Origin of the sequence: Paraburkholderia panacisoli (assembly GCF_008369935.1) — a bacterium.
Taxonomy (GTDB): Bacteria; Pseudomonadota; Gammaproteobacteria; order Burkholderiales; family Burkholderiaceae; genus Paraburkholderia; species Paraburkholderia panacisoli.
The window spans coordinates 506,791-522,486 of the sequence record NZ_VTUZ01000001.1 but is presented as its reverse complement, the minus strand read 5'-3'; the positions used below and the strand labels follow the sequence as shown (position 1 = coordinate 522,486).

The following is a 15,696-nucleotide window of genomic DNA, read 5'->3' as shown; positions in this document are numbered from 1 at the left end:
CTTCCCCGTTTGTCCCGCTATACGCGAGGCTGATGCAAGCTTGCTTCAGATGGTTGCTACGAGATCTGGCACTATTCCAAACAGGTCGCCGACCAGACCATAGTCCGCGACGCTGAAAATCGGCGCTTCCGCGTCCTTGTTGATCGCGACGATCACTTTGCTGTCCTTCATCCCGGCCAGATGCTGGATCGCGCCCGAGATACCGACAGCGATGTACAGTTGCGGCGCGACGATCTTGCCCGTCTGGCCGACCTGATAGTCGTTCGGCACGAAGCCCGCGTCGACGGCCGCGCGCGATGCGCCCAGCGCCGCGTTCAGCTTGTCGGCCAGCGGCTCCAGAATCTTCGTGTAGTTCTCACCGTTGCCCAGACCGCGGCCACCCGACACGATGATCTTCGCCGACGTCAGTTCCGGACGGTCCAGCTTCGTCACTTCACGGCTCACGAACTGCGAGAGACCGCTGTCCGCCGCCGCGTCGATCTTCTCGACGGCAGCGCTGCCGCCAACGGCTGCCACGGCATCGAAACCGGTCGTGCGCACCGTGATGACCTTGATCGGGTCAGCCGATTGCACGGTTGCGATTGCATTGCCTGCATAGATCGGGCGCTCGAACGTGTCGGCGCTGTCCACAGCCGTGATGTCGCTGATCTGCGCGACGTCGAGCTTCGCCGCGATGCGCGGTGTGATGTTCTTGCCCGAAGCGGTTGCCGGCGCGAGGATGTGCGTGTAATTCTTTGCGATGTTCAGCACCGTCGCTTCGACGTTCTCAGCGAGACCCGCTTCGAGTTGCGGCGCGTCGGCGAGCAGCACCTTCGACACGCCTGCAATCTTCGCTGCCGCATCCGCCGCGGCCTGGGCGTTGTGACCCGCCACCAGCACATGAACGTCGCCACCGATCTTCTGCGCCGCTGCAATCGTGTTCAGCGTCGCGGCCTTGATCGACGCATTGTCGTGTTCCGCTATTACAAGACTAACCAGATTCGTCATTTGCTCTGTCTCCGCGTTTTACTTAAAGCACCTTGGCTTCGGACTTCAGCTTCTCGACCAGCGTCTTCAGGTCCGGCACCATCAAACCGGCGGAGCGCTTGGGCGGCTCGGCGACTTTCAGCGTCTTCAGGCGCGGCGTCACATCAACGCCGAGATCTTCCGGCTTGACGACTTCCAGCGGCTTCTTCTTCGCCTTCATGATGTTCGGCAGCGTCACGTAGCGCGGCTCGTTCAGGCGCAGGTCGGTGGTCACCACAGCCGGCAGCGTCAGCGACAGCGTTTCGGCGCCGCCATCGACTTCACGCGAAACGATAGCTTTACCGTCTGCAACGACAACCTTCGACGCAAACGTGGCTTGCGGCAGATTGGCCAGCGCAGCCAGCATCTGGCCGGTCTGGTTCGAATCGTCGTCAATCGCCTGCTTGCCGAGGATCACGAGCGAAGGCTGCTCCTTGTCGACCAGCGCCTTCAGCAGCTTGGCCACCGCCAGCGGCTGCAGGTCTTCGTTCGACTCGATCAGGATCGCGCGGTCCGCGCCGATGGCGAGCGCCGTGCGAAGCGTTTCCTGCGATTGCGTCACACCCGCCGACACAGCGATCACTTCGGTCGCCACGCCCGCTTCGCGCAGACGCACCGCTTCTTCCACCGCGATTTCATCGAACGGATTCATCGACATCTTCACGTTCACGATGTCGACACCCGTGCCGTCCGACTTGACCCGGACTTTCACGTTGTAGTCGACGACGCGCTTTACTGGCACCAGAATCTTCATAAAATCCCCAATCAACAAAATATGCCGCCGCCCCGCAACCTGAGCAGGTACGGCCGCGGTCAGTTGTTACGGTCACGCATTCTGCGGATCGTAGAGCTTCTCCTTGATGAAGAGCGCAGGCACAAGACCGCAAAGAAAGTAGGCCCCGCCCATGACCAGAAAACCGAGGCCGATCGTTCCGTTGGTTGCGAGGAATCCAATCGCGGCTGGGGCGATCGCCGCACCAGCACGTCCCAGGTTGTATGCGCCACCCACGGCCGAACCGCGAATGCGGGCCTCGAAACTTTCGGTCATGTAAGTCGCGTTCACGCCATACGGCATCCCGTAGAGGAAGCCAAAAACGGTCATCAGCCAGGCAATGTTTCCTGGCGTGTGCCACAGCACGATAGCCGGCAAAAACACCGCGGCACCAAAGGCACCGAATGCGAACACCGCTCGCCGGCCAAACCTGTCCGCGAGCCAGCCTGCAATGACCTTTCCAAGGATCATGGCGACATAGGTGCCGACCATGTAGCTCGTCATCGACGAAAAGTTCAGATGCAGTTCCTTCTCCAGATAGGTCGGCATCCAATTGCTGACGCCGTAGTAGCCGAACTGCAGCAGGCCCGCCGTCAGCGACCACAACATGAACATGCGACGGTGAACCGGATCGCCAAAGACGAGCTTCATCGCACCTTCGCCCCTTTTCTTTCCGGCGGCGTCGTTGCCACGGCGCGCATCCCGCGAAGCAACGTAACTCTCCGGTTCGGGAACCATACGTTTCATGATTAATGCAAGGACGACAGGAACAATCGAGATGAAGAAGAGATAACGCCAGCCGAACGCCGGCAGGATCCAGCCCGCCAGAAGAGTCGCCACCACATAGCCTACCGACCAACCTGCCTGCAGCGTGCCAAGGATCGTCGACCGGAATCTGGTGGGCGAATATTCGGACATCAACGTATTGCACGCGACATACTGTGCGCCGAGCCCAAGCGCTGCAATGAAGCGAAATGCGGCGAACTGTGAGAAGTTTTGCGTGAAGCCGAGCGCTGCTGTACCAATCGAAAACAGCGCGATAGTCCAGACCACCGTACGCACGCGGCCGAAGCGATCACAGGCCCATCCGCCGTAGATTCCGCCGATCGCCATGCCCGCGAGCGTGATGCTACCGAGCGCTCCCGCTTCAACATTCGAGAGCCCGAATTCGTGCTTGAGACTCGACAGGCTATAGGAGAGAAACATCAGGTCTGCTCCGTCGACCATCAGGCCGAGAAAAGCAAACACAAATACCGCGATCCATACTCGATCGTGCGCGATCAAGCCTTGCTGGCTAAACGAATTGACTTCCATTTACACTCCTCCATGTGACAAGCATGCCGCAAGCGCTCTTCGGCGCTTTTACGGCCAACAATTTTCGGTGATCGGTCACCGCTCTCTGCACTATTTCGACATGGCGGCAGCGATCAGATACTCGCGTTGCGCATCATGTTTCGCGCGATGACAAGTTGCTGAATCTGGCTCGTGCCTTCGTAGATGCGGAACAGGCGCACGTCGCGATAAAAGCGTTCGATTGCATACTCCGAGACATACCCCGCGCCACCGTGGATCTGCACAGCGCGATCGGCTACGCGGCCGCACATTTCCGAAGCAAACAGCTTGCAGCACGATGCTTCGGTGGAGACGTCCTCCTTGTTGTCGCGACGACGAGCCGCGTCGAGCACCATCGAACGGGCGGCGTAGATCTCCGCCTTGCTATCGGCGAGCATTGCCTGGACAAGCTGAAATTCGCCGATCGGCTTGCCGAACTGTTGCCGCTCCATCGCGTAGTGAAACGCATCGTCAAGCATGCGCTCAGCTGCGCCAACGCAAATAGCTGCAATGTGCAGCCGCCCTTTGTCCAGCACCCTCATCGCGGTTTTGAAGCCAATTCCCTCGATACCACCGATGAGGTTTTGCGCAGGTACACGGCAATTTTCGAAGATGACGTCACACGTATGTGCGCCCTTCTGCCCCATCTTTTTGTCGATTTTCCCGAGCGATACACCTGGGATGCCTCTTTCGACAATAAATGCCGAGATGCCGCCCGCGCCTTTGATATCGGGGTTGGTGCGGGCCATGACGGTATAGATGCCAGCCTCGGGGGCGTTCGTGATGAAGCGCTTGGTGCCGTCGATGACGTAGTGATCACCGTCGCGAACGGCCCGCGTACAGAGCGAAGCGGCATCCGAACCGGAACCCGGCTCGGTCAGCGCGAACGAGGCAATGAGTTCGCCCGACGCAAGCCTCGGCAGATAGTATTGCTTCTGTTCTGCCGTTCCGTCGATGATGATCCCCTGCGATCCAATACCAACATTGGTGCCGAACAGCGAGCGAAAGCATGGCGACGTTTTCCCGATTTCGAACGCCACAAGCACTTCTTCTTCCATCGTGAGCCCAAGACCACTGTATTCCTCGGGAATGGAAAGGCCGAAAAGCCCGAGCTCGCGCATCTCGGCCACGATGTCAGCGGGAATTTCGTCTGTTTCGGCCACTTCATTTTCAGCGGGGACGAGCCGCTCGCGCACGAAGCGCGAAACTGCGTCGAGAAGGAGGTTTAGCGTTTCCTGGTCACGAATCATCTGTATTCCTGATTCCAAAAGGGACGCTTCGCTTGAGCGTCCCATGTGTCGATCATCGCCGCCCTATGGCGGCACCTAAACGTTGCACAAGGTCCACGAGGCGTGGACCAATGTCGTTTTCCAGCGTATCCCGGCTCATGACGAATGCTGGCCCCCCGCAGTTGAAAGCCATGCGCGTGCCATCGGGTGCCGTGAACGGGGCGCCGACGCTTGCGATATCTTTGTCCCATTCGCCGATCGAGAGGCAGAAGCCGCGTTCCTCGTAGTCCTTCACTGCCTGATCGATGCCGCGCTTAATGCGCGGCCAGTCCGATTCGTCCTGTAGACGCACTTGCTCGAGCACCTCGTTGCGCTCATCCTCGGACGCCGCCGCAAGGTACGCCCGTCCAATCGATGTCGTCGCGAGCGGCAATCGGACGCCGACGGCACGCATTACCGTAATCGGCGCGCTGCTGCGCACCCACTCGATGTAGACGATCGAAAGGCGGTCGCGAACCCCGACGGCCACCGATGCGCGCGCATACTCGGCAAGTTCCTGCATGAGCGGGCGTGCGACATCCCGGATGTCCAGATTCGACAGCATCGAATAGCCAAGCGAGAGAACACCGGTCCCAAGGCTGTATTTCCCGAGCGACTCCGAGTAGCGCAGGTAACCCAACTTCGCGAGCGTGCCTGCCAATCGCGCCACCGTTGCTTTCGGCAGACTCGTGCGACGAGCAAGCTCCGACAAGCCCAGATAGCGCTCTCCGGGGGCGAAGCACCGCAGCACCTCAAGTCCCCTCGCTAACGCGGTTACGAACTGCCGATCGGTGCCGGCCTCTTCGTCGAAACGCGCAATGTCACGTTGCTCATACAGAGGGACCGATGATCCCGCTTCATTCTTCATCCTCGGCATAACTGCACTCCGTTGCTGCTCTCCCGAACCCTTTCTTTTACCGAATCCTGTCATGGCGAAAATCTCCGTGTCAAACATTTTCGAAAATCGGTCCGCACAGCGGACCCTCTTGGAACGCCCGTGCAATTCCGCATAACAAACCGGCCGGCGCTATGCAAGATCTAGTGATGCCGCATGCAGCCTGCCAATTACAACCATTTTCGACCCCAATTTAACGGTGTTTACATTCAGCGCCGAGTCCGTTACTGTGCGTACCAGTTCAGATTCTATCTCATCGGTCCGCACAGCGGACCACAACGGAGGGCGAACCTCCCCGAGGATCGCCTTTAACTTCAGGATGACTTCCATGTCCGGAGCACTCTCACATCTTCGCGTTCTCGATCTGTCCCGCATCCTGGCCGGCCCCTGGGCGAGCCAGACGCTGGCGGATCTGGGCGCTGAAGTGATCAAGATCGAACGACCCAGCACGGGCGACGACACCCGCGGCTGGGGCCCGCCCTACCTGCACGACCAGGACGGCAATGCCACCGGCGAATCCGCCTATTTCCTGTCCGCAAATCGAGGCAAAAAATCGGTGACGCTGGACATTGCGACGCATGAAGGACAAGCCATCATCCGAAAACTGGCGGAACAGAGCGACGTGTTCATCGAGAACTACAAAGTCGGCGACATGGCACGCTACGGGCTTGCGTACAGCGATTTGCGCGCAATCAATCCGCGCCTCATTTACTGCTCGATAACGGGCTTCGGGCAAGACGGTCCGCTCTCGAGGCTGGCCGGCTACGACTTCATCGTTCAGGCCATGGGCGGATTGATGAGCATCACGGGTGAGCGGGACGAACTGCCAGGCGGTGGTCCACAAAAGGTCGGGGTAGCGTTTGCCGACTTGATGACGGGCATGTATGCAACCGTCGGCATCCTGGCTGCACTGGCGCATCGCACCGAGACGGGCGAAGGCCAATACATCGACATGGCATTGCTCGATGTACAAGTCGCAGCAATGGCGAATATGAACCTCAACTACCTGGTATCGGGAAAGACGCCGAAGCGCGAGGGCAATGCACACGCGAACATCGTGCCTTACCAGGTGTTCAAGGCCAAAGATGGGCAAATGGTGCTGGCAGTCGGCAACGACGGACAGTTCCGCAAATTCTGCGAGATCGCCGATTGCACACATCTGGCAACCGATCCGCATTTTGCGACGAATGCGGCACGCGTGACGAACCGCGAAACACTCGTCCCGATGATTCGGGAAATCCTGGTCACGCGCACGATTGAACAGTGGGTGACGCCGCTCGCGGCCGCGGGCATACCCTGCGGGCCGATCAACGACATCGCGCAGACGTTCGCACACCCCCAGGTCCAATACCGCGGTATGCGGGTGGATTTGCCTCATCCCCTCTCAGGCAGCGCACCCACTGTGGCGAATCCGATCCGGATGTCGGCGTCGCCGATCCAATATCGCAGTGCGCCGCCGACGCTTGGGCAGCACACCAATGATGTGCTGGTATCGCTGTGTGGGATCGCTGGGGATGAACTCGATGAGTTAAGAAAAAAAGGCGTCGTTTGACACGCACCCGATGCGGGAAGCTCCCCCGCTGAAGTAGTCGTCGACCGGGCCCACAGTGGGTCCCGCTCCCAATATGAAACTCCAAACTTTCGAACTACCCGATCCGGCGGCGCTCCGAAAAGTACTGCGCCGCTCACTGGAGAGCCCCTCCTGGGTCTCTATTGCTTTTGCCGTACGTACGACAGCGGCGTCGTTGATCGCACTCTACATCGCCTTCCGGATGAATCTGGACGATCCGAAATGGGCAGCGACGACTGTTTGGGTCGTAGCACAAGGCAATCGGGGCATGAGCCTCTCGAAAAGCCAGTACCGGATTCTCGGAACGGCGGTGGGGGCGGTGGTGTCGCTCGCGCTGGTTGCGCTTTTTGCGCAGACGCCAGATTTGTTTGTACTTGCACTTGCGACGTGGATTGGCGTTTGCACCGGAGTTGCGACTTCATCGAGGAATTTCCGTGCCTATGCTGGAGTACTTGCGGGCTACACGGCTGCAATCATTGCCGTGAGTGCTGTGTCTGCCCCTTTGCATGCCTTCAATATTGCCGTCGCGCGCTTTCTATACATAGTTCTGGGCATTCTGGTCGAGGCGACGCTAACGACCCTCTTCGCGCCCGGTGCGCCGATGCGCGAAGTTCGTGAGCACCTTGGCCGCTATCTGGAGCAGGCCGCAAATGTCTGTGCGAGAACGCTTCGCCGCGACCCTGATGGCGCGGCAATTCACAGGCTCTTCGCTGGCGCGATGGAATTCGACACAGCCGCCGAATATGCCGCGGCGGCCTCATTGACGGTGCGGCGCAGGATAGGTCACTTGCGGGCAGTGGCAATTGCAGTACTGTCACAGTTGGCGACTGCTCAGGCGCTGAGCGGACAGTTAGCACAACGTCCCGACATCACGGACGACCTCATCGAAGAAACCGCGCGACTACTGGACAAGGCTGCCACGGATCCTGCGGGCCTGACTCCGGCAGTAGCGGCTATGAGGTCAACTGTCGACTCTGAGCTTCTGGCAGAAGCAGATGCATCAGGCGATTCATGCACTCCCCGGCTGCTTGTTCTGAACCGGTTGGGTTTGCTTCTGGCTGCGCTTGACGAAATTCTGATCCGCACGGCGCTGCTGGATCGGGCAGATGCGCCGCCATCCCGTCCAGACTTTGCCTATCATCGTGATCCCGTTCTTGCCTGGCACAACGGAATTCGGGCGTTTGTCGCGGTACTGGCCGCGTCGACATTCTGGATCCTGAGCGCCTGGCCTTCGGGTGCAAGCTTCGTGACTATTGTTGGCGTAGTCAGCGCGTTGTTCTCCACGCGCCCGAACTCCGTGACCGGTGCGCTCGGATTCCTGAAGGGCGCGGCATGTGCGGTTTTGGTGGCAGCCGTCTGTAACTTCGTGTTGCTGCCGGCGGTGTCGGGCTTCGTTCTGCTCGCGTACATTGCCGGGTTCTTTATGGTGGGGACTGGTCTGGCCATGCGCAATCCTCGCATCGCAGCCATTGGTAGTGGTTTCGCTATTTTCTTCTGGAATTTTATCTCGCCGGACAACTCCACTCGGATCAATGACGCCTCGTTCCTCAATAGTGCGCTCGCGACTTTGCTCGGAATCGCATTCAGCACTGCGGTATTCGCGATTCTGTTTCCGACGGATCCAAAGTCAATTCGCGTACGGTTGCATCGCGCGGTCCGCCGGGATCTGGCCGAAATTGCGCGGACCCCACGAAAATGGAATGCGGACGCATGGCTTAGCCGGACCGCCGACCGGCTGAGTCGCTTGCTTGTGATCGGGAGTGTGGTCCCACGGGCGACCAGGGAGAGCGATCTTCGCGGGCTAGTCGCAGCGTGGACCATAGGCGATAGCTTGCTAGCCATACACGACTTTGCTGCGAAGCACTCGACTGCGCGCCGGTCCGTTGCGGCCGTCCTGAAACGGCTTCATCGCGCCGACGTCACGCGTCTCGTCAGCGTATGCGGCGCAGCCGCACGCCGACTGAAACGACAGGGCCGTGAACTGGGAGATAAGGACAGGCGGGAACTATTGCGTGGCGCCATCCTTCTGCAAACAATCGCCGACACGGCGAAAACGCACGCGGACTCTCTGCGCGGTCGGTGAGCAACGCGATGAATTGTGCACTCACGACAGAAGCTGCGCCGACTGAGGCTATGGCCACTGAGTGGCTGCTCCTATATGACCCAGCATCTAAATGGGGAGATCGTGATGCCGGTACAAAAAAGGCGGTAACGGACTCCGAAATATGAATATGGATACATTTCAAAAGATGAGAACGTTTGTACGTGTTGCCGAATCCGGGGGATTCACCGCGGCAGCCGTACGTTTAAATTTGGCGACTGGGCAGGTTTCGCGTGCTGTGTCTGAATTGGAACAACACCTTCGCACGCGGCTGTTCAATCGAACGACCCGCCGAGTTGCACTAACAGAGGCCGGTAAGCGATATCTGCATCGGTGCTACCAGATTCTGACTTCTCTGGACCAGGCCGAGGCAGAGGCATCGGATGCGCACGTCGTCCCGTCTGGACGCTTACGTGTGCATGCCACCGCGAGTTTTGGTCAGCATTACGTGATGCCCGCTATCATGCGCTATCAAAAACGGTACCCACAGGTTACCGTAGAGTTGACACTGTCACAGCATGTTCCTGACCTCATCGACGAGGGCTACGACGTATCGATTCAACTCAGCGGAACCGAACTACCGACATCCGGTTTGATCGCTGTTCGAGTCGGGACTTTCTATAGCATCCTGTGCGCTTCGCCTTCGTATCTTGCCGAGCGCGGGACCGCAAGCTCGGTTGCCGACCTCGCCGACCACACGTGCTTGCAGACGACCAGTCTGACACCGGCCCGATCTCATTGGGATCTGGATGGCCCCAATGGCAGGGAAGTCTTCGATCTGCCTCCATCGCCATTTCGGGTCAATATCGCTGAGGCAATGGCATTCGCCTTACGTGATGGTCTGGGCGTTGGCGCACTGCCGTTATGGACTGCGTTGCCGTGGCTGCGCGACGGCACGCTGACCCGCGTGCTTCCCAGCTACCGCGTGAGCGAGATGCAGATCCACGCGCTTTACACCTCTCGCGAGTATCTGGATGCCAAAATCAGGAGCTGGGTAGACTTTTTGCAAGCGTCCATTCCGCAAATGCTCGACGATGACGAACTGACATCGAACCAGCCGCGCTCACGCTGACGGTCGGTTCGCGTATTGGGTTGGCGGACCTATCAAGGCTTACGAAATCCGCGACAACCGCTTGGCTGCTCATGCGTTGGTCCATTCCCGCGGGACCTGCGAGATGCCGCCATCGTTTCGCAACTACGTCGTTGACGACCGGACGTTTTCGCACCAATCGAATGAATACCCTGAACGCGTCGCGTCTCGGTAATGCGCCCCTGGGGTCGCCCTCCAGTCTTTCAACGCCTAGGATGTCAATTCCGCGAGATTCCGGCGCAATATGAGAGTGCGGCAACCGTCGACGAAGACGGAGGCAGGCGTGGCAAACTCCACCAGGCTCGAGCAGTTTTGTCGGTTATTCCTTGGTCTCTTTGTGGGCTTTTTTGCATAACAGCCGCCCTATCCGTGCGTTACATGTCGGGGAACCAGTTGCCGCAAGTCCGTCGTGCAGTCGAAAAGCACGTCACACCCCTTGTCGGGAAGCGTCCCGGCAGTCCCATTTTCATCCGCTTCCCCATATCAACCGACAACGCCTTCGCCAGATGTTGGAGTTCAGAATTGCTGCTAGCCGTGTTCATAGCGGCGCTAGCATGATCACTCATAATGCTAACGTGCCTTGCACACGCTCGAGAATTCAGTCAGAGCATCGCGCTTAGCCCTGCAGCTATAGCCGCTTTGCACATAACGGGTGTCCGCACCGCTGGCCTGCCGCCGAACCCTACGACGCGTGACAACCAGAATAACCCTTCAGACAAGCGCTAAAGTTTCCGCTTTTGAAAGCAACCATCGAAAGCTGAAGCGGCCGCTGACAACATGCGGTCGGTCATCGATATAGAACGACGCTTATGAATAGCGCCTTTTCAATCGCGTGGTCGATTCGATTTGATATCCAGGTACCTATGCCGCGCTAGCAGCGTTACTGAACAAACTTCCTTACGATTGTTGTACCGTCGCAACAGGCATCGAATCGCACTGATCGGGCGCATTCCCTTACACGGCAAGCGATTCGACGTCCTGGCCGCTAGCATCCCTGTGAACACGGCTAGCAGCATTTGTGAACACCAACATTGGGCGTGCTTCGCGACCTGCACACGAAACTTTCAGAGTACAACTTGCTACAAAGCGAGGACGAAGTCCAGCAAAGCTATCGCTCGATTCAACAGCGCGTGCGAGACTTCTGTGCGGAATATGGCGGCTCTCCACTGCTGTTGGATGTATTTGCGCGCTATAAGCGGCCGGACCTTGAAGGCAGGACCTGGATTCCCGTTCTTCTCACGTTGGGCGGTCGCGAGGTCAGACCCACTCCTTAGCCTGTTGAAGAATGGCTTTTGGATCGGCGAGGTTCCATCTGTGGCTTGTAGTTCGTGATTCCGTCCAGCAGCCTTTGGAACACTCGCCACTTCACCCCGACGCTGTACGTGATGCCGTGCTGCGGGTGCTGGGCCTCAAATGATTTGATGCCTGGCCGTACACGCTCGGGCAGAAAAAGCAGCCGCAACCAGAGGGCACGCAGTGAAGCCGCCAAATAGAGGTGTGACAAGTAGCCGGGGTACACACGAGCCTGTTACGCGGGCAATGCTTTTGCAGTGCTACAACGCACTGGATGCCTTTCGCCGGGGGTACGGTTCGCGCGAGCTGTTCACTACGCTGGGTCGATATCTTTTGGTCGCCGAGGAGCTTTGCCGTCTCGGACACCAGTCAGACGAGATGGGGCGCATAGCAGCAGCACAGGTGGCGGTTGTACGGTTGGATGCCACTGAAAAGCAGGACGGCGGATGGCTCGTAGACGATACCGACTACTCGCGGCTTCGCGTCGCATTCGTAGCTCTGGACGAACAACTGTCCGTAGCGTCACTGGACGATATCGCGAAGGCAGAGACAAACATTGTCGAAGGTCTGCTCGGAGCGGAACACAAACCGGTCGTGGTCGAGGCGATGTGACGTCCAGACAGGAAACAGTGCTGCTATCTGCGAGTCCGGCTTGGTTGACGGACTTCACAACGTCCTTTGAGCAGCAAGACCTCGTATTGAAATGCAGGAGCGCTGCCAAGCGATGCAATCCTGAAATTTACAGCGGATGGGTATTGGAGGGCGACCTTCAGTACTTGACGCTGCGACGCTCAGTTTCGGTAACCAGAATGTTGGTGGACCGTGCGCCTCGCCCTCCAGCCTTAACGGTCCAAGGTGTCGTGCCCACGTTGCTTTCTATGTTCGTGGCGAATATCGGTACCGCGAACAACATAGACGATGGCTTCGGCAATGTTGGTGGCATGGTCGCCGATACGCTCGATGGCTTTAGCGATAAACAGATAATCGAGCCCCATCTGGATTGTCCGAGGGTCTTCCTTCATGGATGTGACGAGCTTGAGCACGAAGGCTCGAAATTCGGCGTCGATGGCTTCGTCGTCGCGCACAACCTGTGCGGCTGCAGTTGCATCCATGCGCGCAAAGGCGTCCAGCGCTCTACGAAGCATGTGTGAAGCCAGTTCGCCAGAAGTCTTGATTTCAGCGATGTTGAGGTTCCACGCGCCTGCGTCCATGGCGACGCGGCGAGTTCGCTTCGCTATCTTCCGTGCCTCGTCGCCAACCCGCTCAAGGTTGGCCGCGCACTTCGAAGCCGCCAGCAGGAGGCGCAAGTCGGAAGCCGCCGGTTGTCGACGAGCAATGACGTTGACCACTTCTTCGTCGATTTCTATTTCCATGCGATTGAGCTGGCGTTCAGTTTCGCCAACATGCTCAAGAAGTGCCAAATCGAATGTCTTCAGCGCTTCCAGCACGCACGCCATCTGCGACTCGACCAGGCCGCCCATCTCGAGCAGCCTCGTTGAAAGTAGAGCGAGTTCGGTGTCGAACCTGCTCGAAAGATGCTTATCTGGCATGCTCTGTCCTCGACAAGGCGTGGCGATGCCGCGCGCGCTGGTCGCGTGCAACAGAGTAAGCGCTGCGCTACGATTTTGCTGGTCGACCGGTCTTGACAGTTTCGACAGCAGAAATCGCCGCAAGCAGGCGTTTCCCTGATGCCGCCTCGAGCAGAATCAGTCCCGCCCGCAGAAGCTCGCTTTTCTTAACCGGCACGCCCGCGTCGAGGCACTTCTGTTTCAGCGTTGCGATTTTCTCGTAGTCCGACTTCGGTATTGTGAAGCTGTCGCGCACAACCTTCTCCTTCTTCACACGCTTCGCTTTTTCCTCTGCGGCTGCGCCGGCTGGCGTCGCTTCCACCGGTACCACCCGCTTTTGTTTCTTCGCCTTTGTCGGAGTGACTTGGACATCGGTGGCTACGGCGTCCGCCGCGTCCGTTTGCCGCTGGTCGGCTACTGCATGCCCATTGGCATTCTTCGGAAAGTGAAATGCCTTCTTCGTCGGCTTCCTGATGCGTGGTTCAATCATGGCCATCTCCAGAGTTACGAAACGATATAAACAGTATATATCGTTTAAAAATCTTTTCTCAGCCACTTGGTGCATCTCTTCGAGGAGGCAGGGGCGGAAACTGTCCACAGAATCTGTTTGCAAGGCTGTGGACAACTCACGGGCAAGCCTGGCAAGTCGCTGACACGATTGGACTTGTGCAGTGCGCGCTCGACGCGTGCAATTGGCGGGCTACCGTAGTGTTCACGAGTCCTGGAGTAAGCACACCACGCGAAACGCGACATATCCATTAGACAAAACAAGGGCAAATGACCTGCGTCAACGATAGTACGATTCAATTTGCACGCGGGTCATCAACATCGTCTAATCGACTTCCCGTAGACGGCTGCCGCCACTCTTCGAACGCCAGGAGCGCACCATGACCCAGCCCATCTTTGAAGATGTCGTCAACGCTATCGCCTCTGACACCAACACACCTGCAGAGACCGTGTCGAAAATGTATGCAGAGACCTGGGCCGAATTCAGCGAAGGTGCGAGGATTATGGATTACATGACAGTACTCGTCGCCAGACGCGTCCGCGAAAATCTGCGCGGCGTCGCTAGGGACAGGCACTAGAAAGGTGCCGTTCAAAAAACGGAATCGCCACTGCAACACGAGGCAGGTGCATGTCCAATCGCCGGCTCACATCAATGGCATCGCCGACCACCGTTGCTGTTGACGCGGTCTATCCAGTTCGGTACCGTCTGCACGATCAGCGTTACCGTAGAGCAGTTATTGATGACCGACAGCTATGAAACAAGAGAAATTGAAATTGAACTGGATGGCATGCGCTATCGCGGCCGGTATCGCGTGATGGCCGGCTCGGTTATCGTATATTACGAAAGCGAAATCAAGTTTGCAGAATTCGGCATGACCGGCCCAGAGGTCGTCGCGAAGTAGCTACTGTCTGACCTGTCGCGTCGGGTGGAAAGGAAGAAGCGAAAGACAGGGCAAAGCTAGCCTGGACTTTGACCCGCCTGGCCTTGCGGCAGTCCGACTATTCTGCCGCGCGCAGTATCTGGTGCACATGGTTCATGCGATGAACCTTCTGGACATGGAGATACCAGACGGCTTCGTTGACCAGCTCCGCTTCTCCCAACTGGGACGCGTACTCCCGAAGCAACGCTTCGCTTGTGACCAGGTCATTCAGCACACCGAGGTCGTTCTGCACAGAAGTCAAGCGTTCAATCAATGGCCGGTGATTGCCGTCCAGGACCGGGGCAAAGAACTCCAACACATATCGAAGCTTCTTCCCCGCAATTCGTACTTCATGAAGCGACGCATAGTCTGCATGACTTGCCGACGCGACCCGCTTGACCCGCTTGCTCAAGGCCTTCTCTGCCAATTTCGCACGCTGCCCGGCAAACGTCGCGAGGGGGTGCCTGACTGCCACCGCGTCCAGCTGTTGCCGGGCTCCTGCCACTGCATGATTCAGTATCCGCCCGACGCCTGCATTTCCGATTGTCCTGACGCTGAACGACAGCGCGTCGGTTCGATGCTCGGCAACCGACTGGATGAGCAATGGAAACGAATGCTTCGTCGACTGGTTGGCAGTGCTGAGCAGGTCATGCAGGACATCCCAGTCCCTTGTTCTACCTGCAGCGGCAGCCAGCGCCTTGAACTCGCGACATTGAATTTTCGCTTCTTTTCTGTCGAGCAGCGGTTCGTATGCCCACCAAAGCGAGCGCAGTCGCCGCAACGCCACGCGAAGCTTGTGTAGAACCTCCGGGTCCGCCTGGGCGTCCAGCTTACGAACGCGACACATCGCCTCGCCGGCGGTCGAAGTGGCAAGAAGCGAAAAGGCGTCCGCAACGGTCGACGCTGACGTCAACGACCCTTCGCCGGCATGACCCGCGAGGGCGCGCGACTCGGGCGTTTCTGCAATGACAGCTCCGACGGGGTGGGAACTCAATGTCAGGCGCCCCTTTCGTGACCGCGAGGTGGACGGGAACAGCGCGACGCGATTAACTGCATACAGAAAAGACCAATTCCTGCACCGACGGGGCGCACTTGCCCCTCGTTTCGATCCTACAACGCAGGCGCCCCGAAACCAATGGGCGGGCGATGTCGACCGACTTGCGAAGTTCTCTTCGTCCATCCAGTCGCGTCTCCGACACCAATGCCACATTGAGCAGGAGCGCGTTATTATTTTCGCTAGAGTAAAGCGACACGCCTTTGTGGGTTCTTCTCCAGCGCGGCCGTTGCCGGGCCTCCGCCATCATCTGTTGGAGTTCAGAATTGCTGCTAGCCGTGTTCATAGCGGCGCTAGCATGATCACTAATAATGCTAGCGT

The 15,696-nt window shown here is 58.3% G+C and carries 14 protein-coding genes; 6 read left to right on the top strand and 8 right to left on the bottom strand.

Annotation, left to right across the window (positions count from 1 at the left end; genetic code table 11):
* Window positions 1-45: 45 nt before the first annotated feature.
* From FVF58_RS02360 to FVF58_RS02340, 5 genes are all read right to left on the bottom strand, one after another.
* Window positions 46-978, bottom strand: coding sequence for an electron transfer flavoprotein subunit alpha/FixB family protein (locus FVF58_RS02360; protein WP_149668359.1), 933 nt, complete (start codon window positions 976-978; stop codon window positions 46-48).
* A gap of 31 nt (window positions 979-1,009) precedes the next feature.
* Complete coding sequence (locus FVF58_RS02355) at window positions 1,010-1,759, bottom strand: electron transfer flavoprotein subunit beta/FixA family protein (protein ID WP_149668315.1); 750 nt, start codon at window positions 1,757-1,759, stop codon at window positions 1,010-1,012.
* A gap of 72 nt (window positions 1,760-1,831) precedes the next feature.
* Entirely contained in the window at window positions 1,832-3,091 is a 1,260-nt protein-coding gene (locus FVF58_RS02350) for an MFS transporter (RefSeq protein ID WP_149668314.1), read from the bottom strand.
* Between the two features lie 113 nt (window positions 3,092-3,204).
* Window positions 3,205-4,359, bottom strand: coding sequence for an acyl-CoA dehydrogenase family protein (locus FVF58_RS02345; protein ID WP_149668313.1), 1,155 nt, complete (start codon window positions 4,357-4,359; stop codon window positions 3,205-3,207).
* 52 nt (window positions 4,360-4,411) lie between these two features.
* Complete coding sequence (locus FVF58_RS02340) at window positions 4,412-5,245, bottom strand: IclR family transcriptional regulator (RefSeq protein ID WP_149668358.1); 834 nt, start codon at window positions 5,243-5,245, stop codon at window positions 4,412-4,414.
* Window positions 5,246-5,600: 355 nt separating this feature from the next.
* On the opposite strand from FVF58_RS02340, the gene FVF58_RS02335 reads away from it, so the two are divergent.
* From FVF58_RS02335 to FVF58_RS02315, 4 genes are all read left to right on the top strand, one after another.
* Complete coding sequence (locus tag FVF58_RS02335; protein ID WP_149668357.1) at window positions 5,601-6,824, top strand: CaiB/BaiF CoA transferase family protein; 1,224 nt, start codon at window positions 5,601-5,603, stop codon at window positions 6,822-6,824.
* A 73-nt stretch (window positions 6,825-6,897) separates the two neighbouring features.
* Window positions 6,898-8,925, top strand: coding sequence for an FUSC family protein (locus FVF58_RS02330; protein ID WP_149668312.1), 2,028 nt, complete (start codon window positions 6,898-6,900; stop codon window positions 8,923-8,925).
* Between the two features lie 148 nt (window positions 8,926-9,073).
* Window positions 9,074-10,015: a LysR family transcriptional regulator gene (locus tag FVF58_RS02325; protein WP_149668311.1), complete on the top strand. Its 942-nt coding sequence runs from the start codon at window positions 9,074-9,076 to the stop codon at window positions 10,013-10,015.
* 1,557 nt (window positions 10,016-11,572) lie between these two features.
* The gene (locus FVF58_RS02315; RefSeq protein ID WP_342802393.1) at window positions 11,573-11,938 is read left to right on the top strand and encodes a hypothetical protein; all 366 of its coding nucleotides are present in this window, start codon (window positions 11,573-11,575) and stop codon (window positions 11,936-11,938) included.
* 230 nt (window positions 11,939-12,168) lie between these two features.
* Here FVF58_RS02315 and phoU read toward each other — a convergent pair whose 3' ends face one another.
* On the bottom strand, window positions 12,169-12,876 hold the full coding sequence (gene phoU / locus FVF58_RS02310) for a phosphate signaling complex protein PhoU (protein WP_149668309.1): 708 nt from the start codon (window positions 12,874-12,876) through the stop codon (window positions 12,169-12,171).
* A 67-nt stretch (window positions 12,877-12,943) separates the two neighbouring features.
* Window positions 12,944-13,384, bottom strand: a complete 441-nt coding sequence (locus FVF58_RS02305) for a hypothetical protein (protein ID WP_149668308.1) — start codon at window positions 13,382-13,384, stop codon at window positions 12,944-12,946.
* A gap of 397 nt (window positions 13,385-13,781) precedes the next feature.
* Here FVF58_RS02305 and FVF58_RS02300 point away from each other — a divergent pair, with 397 nt between their 5' ends.
* Together FVF58_RS02300 and FVF58_RS51170 are read left to right on the top strand one after the other, a co-directional pair.
* Window positions 13,782-13,979 carry a DUF3562 domain-containing protein gene (locus FVF58_RS02300; protein ID WP_149668307.1) on the top strand — a complete coding sequence of 66 codons (198 nt, stop codon included), beginning with the start codon at window positions 13,782-13,784 and terminating at the stop codon, window positions 13,977-13,979.
* 162 nt (window positions 13,980-14,141) lie between these two features.
* Window positions 14,142-14,303 carry a hypothetical protein gene (locus tag FVF58_RS51170; RefSeq protein ID WP_188130685.1) on the top strand — a complete coding sequence of 54 codons (162 nt, stop codon included), beginning with the start codon at window positions 14,142-14,144 and terminating at the stop codon, window positions 14,301-14,303.
* Between the two features lie 97 nt (window positions 14,304-14,400).
* Here the strand turns inward: FVF58_RS51170 and FVF58_RS02295 are convergent, their stop codons facing one another.
* Window positions 14,401-15,234, bottom strand: coding sequence for a CHAD domain-containing protein (locus FVF58_RS02295; RefSeq protein WP_188130684.1), 834 nt, complete (start codon window positions 15,232-15,234; stop codon window positions 14,401-14,403).
* Window positions 15,235-15,696: the final 462 nt, after the last annotated feature.